General features: G+C 74.4%; 5 protein-coding genes and 1 pseudogene. All 6 read right to left on the bottom strand.

What is annotated here, in order from left to right; translation table 11 throughout:
* Positions 1-135: 135 nt before the first annotated feature.
* Complete coding sequence (locus tag IEZ01_RS10750) at positions 136-801, bottom strand: response regulator (RefSeq protein WP_189201327.1); 666 nt, start codon at positions 799-801, stop codon at positions 136-138.
* Positions 768-2036: a sensor histidine kinase gene (locus IEZ01_RS10745; protein ID WP_189201325.1), complete on the bottom strand. Its 1269-nt coding sequence runs from the start codon at positions 2034-2036 to the stop codon at positions 768-770. The genes IEZ01_RS10750 and IEZ01_RS10745 overlap by 34 nt, the downstream gene beginning before the upstream one ends.
* Before the next feature lie 229 nt (positions 2037-2265).
* Entirely contained in the window at positions 2266-3933 is a 1668-nt protein-coding gene (locus IEZ01_RS10740) for an AMP-binding protein (protein ID WP_189201323.1), read from the bottom strand.
* A gap of 13 nt (positions 3934-3946) precedes the next feature.
* Positions 3947-4537, bottom strand: a complete 591-nt coding sequence (locus IEZ01_RS10735; RefSeq protein WP_028797575.1) for a lytic polysaccharide monooxygenase auxiliary activity family 9 protein — start codon at positions 4535-4537, stop codon at positions 3947-3949.
* Positions 4538-4694: 157 nt separating this feature from the next.
* Positions 4695-6089: pseudogene (locus tag IEZ01_RS35855) on the bottom strand (SPFH domain-containing protein); the annotation flags it as partial.
* A 2115-nt stretch (positions 6090-8204) separates the two neighbouring features.
* On the bottom strand, positions 8205-9545 hold the full coding sequence (locus tag IEZ01_RS10725; RefSeq protein ID WP_019886640.1) for a peptidoglycan-binding protein: 1341 nt from the start codon (positions 9543-9545) through the stop codon (positions 8205-8207).
* Positions 9546-9720 lie beyond the last annotated feature (175 nt).

The raw sequence follows: 9720 nt of genomic DNA, 5'->3' as shown, positions 1-9720 counted from the left end.
CGCTAGCTCAGTTGGTTAGAGCAGCTGACTCTTAATCAGCGGGTCCGGGGTTCGAGTCCCTGGCGGCGCACAGACGGGAAAAGCCCCTCGCGGAAGCGGGGGGCTTTTTCGTGCGCCCCGCGCCCTCATGCACGGTCACGCGCGGAGGAAGGCGAGGACGGCCAGCACCCGGCGGTGGGTGTCCTCGGCGGGCGGCAGGTCGAGCTTGGCGAGGATGTTGCCGATGTGCTTGCCGACTGCGGCCTCGGTGACGACGAGCCGGCGGGCGATCTCTCTGTTCGAATGGCCCTCGGCGACCAGCCCGAGGACCTCCCGTTCGCGTGGGGTGAGCGCGGCGAGCGGGTCGCGTCGGCGGCGCAGCATCTGCCGTACGACCTCGGGGTCGACGACGGTGCCGCCGGCCGCGACCCGGTCCACCGCCTCGACGAACTCCTCGATCTGGCCGACCCGGTCCTTGAGGAGGTAGCCGACCCCGGTGCCGTCGCCCGAGTCGAGGAGCTCGGTGGCGTAGCTGCGCTGGACGTACTGGCTCAGGACGAGGACCGGCAGCCCCGGCCGCCGCGCGCGCAGGGCGACCGCGGCGCGCAGGCCCTCGTCCTGGAATGCCGGCGGCATCCGGACGTCGGTGACGACGATGTCCGGGTCGTGCGTGTCGACGGCGGTGGCCAGGCCGTCCGCGTCGCCGGCCGCCGCGACGACCTGGTGGCCGAAGCGGCCGAGCAGCCCGACCAGGCCTTCGCGCAGGAGCACGCTGTCCTCGGCCAGGACTATGCGCAGGGGGCGGCGGCCAGAGCGCTGCACGGGATCTCCACTCGCACGAGGGTCGGCCCGCCGGGCGGGCTGGTGATCGTCAGTGTGCCATCGAGGACGGCGACACGGTCGGCGAGGCCGGTGAGACCGGTGCCACGGGCGGCGTCGGCGCCGCCGCACCCGTCGTCGTGGACGTCGATGCGGAGCAGGTCGCCGGTGTGGCGGGCGGTGAGGCGTGCGGTGCGGGCGCCGCTGTGCTTGCCGATGTTGGCGAGGGCCTCACCGGCCGCGAAGTAGGCGGCGCTCTCCACCGGCCGCTCCAGGCGCGGGATGTCGATGTCCGTCTCGACGGGGACGGCGGAGCGGTCGGCGGCGTCGGCGAGGGCGGCGGCGAGGCCGTAGTCGGTGAGGACCTGGGGGTGGATGCCGTGGATGAGTTCGCGGAGCTCGGTGAGGGCGTGACCGGCCTGGTCGTGGGCCTTGGCGAGCTGCGCGGCGAGAGGTCCGCCGGGTGGGACGTCGAGCCGGGCGAGGCCGAGGGTCATGGTGAGGGCGACCAGGCGCTGCTGGGCGCCGTCGTGGAGATCGCGTTCGATGCGGCGCCGCTCGGCCTCGAAGGCGGCGACGAGCCGGGCCCGGGAGCGGGTGACTTCGCCGATACGGTCCCGGAGTTCGGCGTCGCGGGGAGCGAGGAGGGCCCGGGTGAGGGCGGCCCTGGCCCCGGCGAGCGCTGCGAGGGGGTGCAGGAGCACGGCGAGCAGGAGGAGCCCGGCGAGGGCGGCGCCGAAGGCCTGCGGATAGGTGGTGACGAGGAAGGTCTTGGCCACCCGGGCCTCGTGTCCGTCGACGGCGAGCTGGACGGGGGCGGCGGCCACGGCGAGGGGCAGCCCGATCCCGGCCGCCAGGGCGAGCAGGTCGAGCGGCCACAGGACGGTGGCGTGCAGAACGGCGTAGCCGAGCTCCCGCCACGTGGCTTGTTCCTGTACGCGCGTTTTCAGCCAGGCGCCGAGGCCGGGTGCGTCCGGGACGCGGTGCGGGTCGGCGGCGGGTTCCCGGTCGACGAGCCGGAGCCGTCGGCGTTCGAGACCGCCGAGGGCGACGCCGGCCAGGAGCAGGAGGGGCAGCCCGATGAGGACGGCGGAGAAGCCGAGAAGCACGAGCAGGACGAGGAGCAGGGGGACGCCGGTGAGCACACCGCTCGCCAGATACGCGGCCGAGCGCCACGGCCAGCCGGTGCGGAGGTAGTCGCTCCTGGTCAGGGCCTGCCAGGGGGTACGGGCTTCCATGGCCGACACGGTAGGCGGGCGGGGCGGGGGGCGGCCATGGGTCCAGGGGGTGCGGGGAGGGTAGGGCGGGCCATACCCCCGGGTTCAGGCCTCGGGCACAGGAGACCGGCCGTGGTGGGGCGGGCCCTCCCCTCTCGGCTCAGGCCTCCGGCACCGGGGAGCGGCCGTGGGGGCGGCGGCCCCGGGGCAAAGGGGTGCGGGCAGAGCAGGGCAGGGCGTACCCCCGGGCTCAGGCCTCCGGCACCGGGGAGCGGCCGTGGTCGGCGTACTGCTCCAGGAGCGCTGCGCGGGAGGCGGGGGTCAGGAGCTGGTACGGGGCGCCGGGCGCCGGGGTCCACCAGACCGGGTCCGGGGTGTGGAAGGACGCCCGGCGCAGCGCCACGCGGTGGATCTTGTTCGTGGCCGTCGTGGGCATCGCCGGGACCACCCGGACGAACCTCGGCGCCATCTTCGTGCCGAGGTCCGGCTGGGCCGAGAGGAAGTCCGCGAAGGCCGCGGGGTCGAAGTCCGCGCCCTCCCGCAGGGCCAGCGCCGCCATGACCTGGTCGCCGGCGACCGGGTCGGGGACCGCGTAGACCGCCACGGCCGCCGCCGCGTCCCACCGGGCGAGGATGTTCTCGATCATCGCGGCGGCGAGGTTCTCGCTGTCCACCCTCAGCCGGTCGTCGTCGCGCCCCGCGAAGTAGAGGAAGCCTTCCGCGTCCCGGTAGAAGAGGTCCCCGGTCCAGTACCAGCCGTTCCGCAGCCGCTCGGCGTCCGCCTCGGGGTTGCGCCAGTAGCCCTCGAAGGGGCTGCGGCCGCGGTTGACCAGCTCTCCGATCGCCGCCGAGGCGTTGCTCAGGCCGCCGGAGGCGGAGAAGACGGCGGGCGGGCACTCCTGACCCGTCGCCCGGTCCACGACCGCGAGGTCGTCCCCCGGCGCGGCCCGCCCTATCGCGCCCGCCGGGGTGCCCCGTGTCCGCTGGATCGCCGCGCCGCCCTCGGAGGATCCGTACCCCTCCACCAGCCGCACCGCGAAGCGCGCCTCGAAGCGCGCCGCGTCCACCGTGCCCGCCTCCGTGCCGAAGCCGAGCCGCAGCGCGTGCGACCGGTCGTCCGGGGATTCCGGCGTGGCCAGCAGGTACTGCACCGCCCGGCCGACGTAGGTGAAGTACGTCGCCCCGAACTCCTTTACGTCCGGCAGGAACCCGGAGGCGGAGAAGCGGCGGCGCAGCGCGACCGGGGCTCCGGCCACCAGCGCGGGCGCCCAGTTGGCGATCACCGCGTTGCCGTGGAACATCGGCATGCAGATGTAGTGGGTGTCCTGCGCGCTCAGCCGGAAGTGCGCGACGAGCGAGGCTCCGGCGGCGGCGAGCCGCCCCTGGCCGCAGAGGGCGGCCTTGGGCGCGCCGGTCGACCCGGAAGTGAAGTAGAGGAGCAGCCGGGTGCCGGGCGTGACCGGGCGCACCACCGCCTCGCCCGGCTTCGCGGCGGCGTACGGCGCGAGCAGCCGCTCGTACGCCTCGGTGTCGGTGACCAGCAGTCGTACGCCGGGCAGGTCGAGCCCGTCGAGGAGGGGAAGGTGGGCCCGCTCGGTCACCAGGATCCGGCAGTCGGTGTGGAGGATGTCGCGGGCCAGTTCGGCGCCGCGCCGGGTGGGGTTGAGGCCGGCGACGGCGGCCCCGGCGAGGGCCGCCGCGCTCAGCCACAGCGGGTATTCCGGTGTGTTGTCGAGCAGTACCCCGAGGTGCGGCTCAGCGCCCCGGGGCAGCAGGTCGGCGAGGAGCGCGGCGCGGGCGGCGGCGCCCGCGGCGACCTGGTGCCGGCTCAGGGTGAGGTCGCTCTCGCGCAACCCTGTCCTGTGGTCGCCCCATTGACGCTGTACGAGCTCCGCCACGGTGTACACGCCGCGGACCATAGCTGACGAACTGTCAGAACTGAACGTCCGAGCAGGCGTAGAACGCGTTCGCCGTGTCCGCGATCGTCCAGACGGCCAGGATCAGATGCCTGCCGCTCTTGCCCGCCGGGATGGTCCCGGAGTGCGAGAGCGTGGCCGGCGGCTGCTGGCTGTTGTACGGGACGGTCAGGAACGGCTGGGGGTCGAGCGCCGCCCGGGTGAGCTTCTGGCTGGGGTTCCAGCCGTTCTTGGTGATGTAGTACTTGAAGTCGGTGGTGCGGTGCCGGGCGGTGAACTGCCAGCGGAAGGTGTGGCTCTGGCCGCCGGCCACCCTGGTCGTGGGCCAAGCGCCGCCGCGCGGGTCGTCGAGCTGCGCGAACTGGCTGAGTCCGGCGGAGCAGATCTTTCCGTCGGCGGGCCCCGCGGAGGGGAAGCCCTTGGGGCCCTCGACGGACTGGGGCTCCCACTGGATCGAGCCACAGTTGGTCACCGTGCCGTTGGCACAGAGTTTCTGACGGCTGATCGGGGAGTCGGTGTACCCATGACTTCCGGCGCTACCGGTGGCGAGCAGTGACGCCCCGGCGACGCCGAGGGCCACCACCGCCGTACCTATCTTGTGTCGCATGCTGTCCGCTCCAGGGAACGTGGGGGAGTTCTGACGGCTGTGCTGCACGCGTGCGTTGGGGATGGGTGGTGCGGGTGGGATCCGTGGTGCGGTGGTACTGATTCCGGTCTAGACCAAGTTCCAATGTATAAACGGCGGTTGGGCATGTCCAGACCAATCACGGGGTCTCCGCGGGGGTGCCGCGGCCGGTGTAGAACGCCACGGTCAGGTCTTTCACCAGGGCCTTGCGCTCGTAGTCGTCGAGTTCGACCAGACCACGCGTGGTCAGACGGTGGACCATGTCGTCGACCGCGTCCACGACGGAGGTCAGCACGCTGTCCCGGTGCTTGGCGTCGATCGCGGCGATCCGGCGGCGCTGCATCGCGGCCGCGATCTCGGGGGCGTACTCGATCCGCGTCGGCTGTGCCGAGAACACCTCGATCCCGACCGGTACGCACTCCGCCGAGAGCATCCGGGTGAGCGCCTCGCCGACCGCCTCCGCGTCGCGCAGGGTGGGCGCGTCCTCGTGGAACGCGTCGGCGGGCAACTGCGAGAGGACACGCGCCATCGCCGCCTCGACCTGCTCGCGCAGGTAGTCCTCGTGCGCCTCGACGCCGAGCGCGGCGCGGACGGTGTCGCGGACGCGCCACACGACGAGCACGACCACGCGCAGGGCCGTGCCCTTCGCGTCGACGGCGGGCAGCGCCTCGCTGCGCCAGTGCCGCAGGCGTACGTCGACCCGGCGGCGCAGGAGGAGCGGGCTGATCCAGAGCAGACCGGCGCGGCGGACGCTGCCGCGGTACTCGCCGAAGAGCGTGAGCACCAGGGCGTATCCGACCCGGCCGCGGCCCAGACCACCGAGCGCGAACAGCGCGACGATGGTCCCGAAGGCGAGGAGCGCCCACTGTCCGATGTGGATGCCGTGGTACGCCCGGGCCGGCAGCCGAAGCATCCCGGTCAACGCCTCCGGCACGGCCCCGGCCCACCACAACACGGCGGCACACGCCACAAGCGCGACGCCCCCGACCACCGCGGCGGCCCACCCTGGCAACACGGGCCCGGGCCGCTCGGCCAATCCCGGGTCAGCACTGGGCGCTGGCCGCGCCCCAGCTGCCTTGGCGGGAAGCCGCCGGGCCCCGGGATGCGTCGCGGCGATCCCGGTGAGCCGGGTGGCTCCGACGGGCGGTTGGGCGGTGGGGGGTGTGGGGGAGTGGGGCGAGCCGGGTACGCGCTTCACGTGGCTCGGGGTGGCGGCGGAGCTGTCCCATCGGGCGGGGACGGGGGCGGGGTTTGGGGCGGGGGCGGGGCCGGTGGATCCGTTCAACCGGTTCGCGCTGGAGGCCGGGGCGGAGGCGGCCCCAGAGGTTTCGCCGGAGGTGGGACCGGCCGATCCGTTCGAGCGATGCTCGGCAGCGGCAGGGGCGGGCGCCGCCCCGGGGTTAACGGCGGAGGCGGGACCGGCCGATCCGTTCGGGTGGTGTCCATCGGCGGCCGGGCTACCCGATCCGTTCGAGCGGCTTGCGCCGCCTGCCGTAGGAACGGGGGCCGGGCCCGACCCCGCGCTGGGGTCCGCGAGACCGGCGCCGGCGTCGGTGAAGCCGGTTGCCCCGCCTTCCCCCGGCCGGGAAGCGAGCCCCGACACCGGACCGGCGGCCGCCAGCGGGTGGGTGAAGCCCAACGCGGTACCGGAGTCCGCCACGCCTCCGCCCGGGTTGCCGGAACGGTGGGCCCCGACCGTCGCACCGGCCGAAGGATCCGCAACCGGTCCTGCCGAACCGACGACCACGCGGGCGGAGCCCGACGCCGTACCGGACTCCGCCAGGCCTACGCCCGAGTCGCCGGAGCGGTCGGTCTCGACCCTCGCACCGGCCGAAGGATCCGCAACCGGTCCTGCCGAACCGACGACCACGCGGGCGGAGCCCGACGCCGTACCGGACTCCGCCAGGCCTACGCCCGAGTCGCCGGAGCGGTGGGTCTCGGCCGTCGCACCGGTCGAACGATCCGCAACCGGTCCCGAGCCGACGACCGCCCGGTCAAAGCCCGACTCATCAGCCGCCACCGAACCCGACCCCGTACGAGAATCCGACATGCCCACGGCCGGGTAGCCCGAGCCGAGCGAGCCGGCAACCGCACCTGCCACCACCTCCTGACCGGCGGAACCGGTCGCAGCCGGCGGAGCTGGGGCGAAGCCCAACCCCGTACCCGACTCCTGCGGGGCCATCCTCGGGTCGTCGGCACCTCCTGCCGAGCCGGTGGCCCCACGCCGGGAGGCGGCGCCGGGCCCCGAACCCGGGTCCGCCTGACCCACGCCGGGGTCGATGGGGCCGACCGCATTCGGCGCGCGACCGGAGGTCGTGTGATCCGCAGCCGGTCCTGCCGAGCCGACGAACATCCCGGCGGAACCCGACTCGTCAGCCGCCACCGGACCGGCGGCCCCCGGCCGGGAGGCGGCGGCGGGTCCCGAACCCGGGTCCGCCAGACCGCCGCTCGCGTCGATGGGGCCGACCGCGCCCGGCGCGCGACCAAAGGTCGCCCGTTCCGCAGGCGACCCTCCGGAACCGCCTGCCGTCCGGGCCGGGCCCGACTCACCTGTCGCCGGACCGGCGGTCCCCCGCCGGTCGTCGGTACCGTCCGCCGAGTGGCCGCCGGACGCGGACCCGGCGTCAACCGTGGCGAAACCGGTAGGCGGAGGGGGGTTCCAACTCGGCTCCTCCTGGCCGACGCCGGGATCGATGAAGCTGGTCGAGCTCCCAGCCGCCCCGAGCTCCGGCCGCTCGGCCGCTCGGCTCTGGCCTGCCCGGCCCGCCGAGTAGCCGCCGGAGGTCGACTCCGCGTCGGTCTGCCCGGCCGTCGGCCGGCTGTCTGTGTCCTGTCCCGGGGCGCCCACTTGACCGGCGGAACCGGTCGCAGCCGGCGGACGGGGGGCGAAGCCCGCAGAACTGCCCGCGCCGTCTGCCGGACCGGCGGCTCCCCGCCGGTCGGCACCGACCTGTCCCGGCGCGCCCGCTGCCTGACGGGCGGAATCGGACGCAGACGGCGGACAGGGGGCGAACCCTGAACCCGCCCCGGGCTCCCCCGGGCCCCCGCCCGGGTCGGCGAAGCCGGTCGAGCCCCCAACTGCCCCGGCCCCAGGCCGGTCGGCGGCGTAACCGCCGGAGGCGGATTCCATGGCAACACCAGCCGAGCCCGGCGCGCCCACCGCCTGCCCGGCGGAGCCTGCCGCGCCGCCCCACGCACCAACGGCTACCCGCCCGTCGGCCACGCCGTCCTCCGCGCAGCCGCCGCCGGGCCCCGTACCAGCCGGGACCGAGCCCGGGGCCGAGCCCGCGCCCGGCCCGCTCGACGGCTGGGCATCCGCCCATGAAGGGGATGCCGCCGGTCGTCGGGCGGCCTCCGGGCAGCCGCCGTCGGCGGACCTCGAGCCCCGCCCGCCCGGCCGCTCACCATCCGCCCAAACAGGGGAAGCCTCCCTGCGGAGGGGAGGCATCGCCTCCGTCGGTGGGCCCTCGTCCACCGGGGACGGGAGGGACGAGAGGCCGGGCGGGTCGCCCGGTTCGGTGCGGAAGAGGAGGTGGACCGGGATCGTGCCGGTGGTTTCGGTGCCGATGACCGGGGTGCGGCGGGTGGGCGGGGCGGGGTCGTCCGTGGGGGGTGGGGGGGTCTCGGGGTTCATGTGACTGGACCTCTCTCAGCGGAACAGGCGGCGCCAGGTCTCCGGGCCGGGATAGCCGTCGGCCGCGCCGCCGCGCCATCCCTGCGCCCGCTGGAACGCCTCGACATTGCGCCGGTCCGCCTCGCTCCACCGCGGGCCGGGGCCGGATGTGTAGTGCTTTCCGAAGCCCCGCTTCACCAGCTGGCGGCCGAGCTTCTCGACGTGCTTGTTGGACTGGCCGGGACGGAAGTGGCCCCGGCCCGGGAAGGCGGGCCCCCCGACCGCCGCGGCGGGGATGTCGCGGCCCTGGTGGAGCGTGAGCAGTCGCCACGTCGACGGGCCGGGCAGCCCGTCCGCGTCCGGGCCCGTCCAGCCCTGGGCCTTCTGGAACGCCCGGGTCGCCCGGCGGTCCGCCTCGCTCCACCGCGGGCCGGGCCCCGCCTGGTAGAAGCGGCTCCCGCCGCGCTCTACGAGCATCCGGCCGAGCTGGGTGACGTACGCGTTGTTCGCGCCGGGGCCGAAGGACGTACGGCCGGGGAACCGTTTCACCGAGGAGGCGCTCCCCCCGGCGCCTGAGTTCTGGCCGGTCAGGCCCTTGTAGCGGTAGGCGACATAGCGCGCGGAGTTGTTCCAGTACGCCATCGGTGTCGCCTGCTTGCGCGTGCGTGGCTTCGCCTGCTCGTAGGCGACGTACGCGGTGCGCGTGTAGTCCGTCCAGCCGCCGAAGATCGTCACGTGCGATCCCTTGGTGGGATCGGCGGGGTTGTGGAAGAGCAGGATGTCGCCCGGCTGGAGCTCCGTACGGCTCATCCGGGTGGCGTACCGCGCGAGGGTTCCGGTCCATTCGTTGCTCGGCAGCCCCCACGCCATGGAGACGAAGCCGGAGCAGTCCTGGCGGTAGCCGTCGGTCCAGTACTTCTCCATCGAGTAGGGGACCGGCGCGTTCACCCATCGCTTGGCGCGGTTGATGATGTCGGCGCGGGTCGTCCTGCGCAGTGACTGGGACGCGGGGCCCTGGGCTCCCTGCGGGCCGCGGGAGGGGCGGCCGTGCAGGGGGCCGCTGCCGCCCTGTGGAGTGTCCGGCTGCGGGTCGACCCGTTCACGGGCAGCGGGGTCGGGCCGGTCAGGGCGGCCGGTCCGGTCGGCGGAGTCGGCGCGGTAGGGTCCCGCGGGCGTGGCCGCCGCCCCCGCTCCCCCACCCCCCAGCACCACGCCCGCCGCCGTGACCAGTACCAGCGCCCGGCGGGCGCCGTGCGCCGACGGGTGGCCGCCCGCGCGCAGGGGCAGGCCCATGGCCAGGTCGCGTCGCCGCTGGGCGCAGCCGGGGCAGCCGCAGTCGGTCTCGGGTTCGTACTCCTCGAATACCGGCACGCTCATGCGATCGATCCCCTCCGCAGTCATCAAGATCTTTTGCTCTGCTGATGGGCGTCAGTGTCTCAACTGTCCGGATATATCGCATTTTGACGCAAAGAAGGGAAGAAACGACCATCCGACAGGCCGGAGACGGCCATCGTTGGTCGGGACCACCCCCGAACGTCGGGTAAAGTCATTC

This window comes from Streptomyces purpureus (assembly GCF_014648195.1).
In the GTDB taxonomy this organism is placed as follows: domain Bacteria; phylum Actinomycetota; class Actinomycetes; order Streptomycetales; family Streptomycetaceae; genus Streptomyces; species Streptomyces purpureus.
This window is presented reverse-complemented; position numbering and strand designations above follow the sequence as displayed.

Coding starts and splice junctions, on each gene's coding strand:
- IEZ01_RS10745 (WP_189201325.1), bottom strand. CDS start 2,036: ATGGAAGCCCGTACCCCCTGGCAGGCCCTGACCAGGAGCGACTACCTC.
- IEZ01_RS10735 (WP_028797575.1), bottom strand. CDS start 4,537: ATGCGACACAAGATAGGTACGGCGGTGGTGGCCCTCGGCGTCGCCGGG.
- IEZ01_RS10725 (WP_019886640.1), bottom strand. CDS start 9,545: ATGAGCGTGCCGGTATTCGAGGAGTACGAACCCGAGACCGACTGCGGC.
- IEZ01_RS10740 (WP_189201323.1), bottom strand. CDS start 3,933: ATGGTCCGCGGCGTGTACACCGTGGCGGAGCTCGTACAGCGTCAATGG.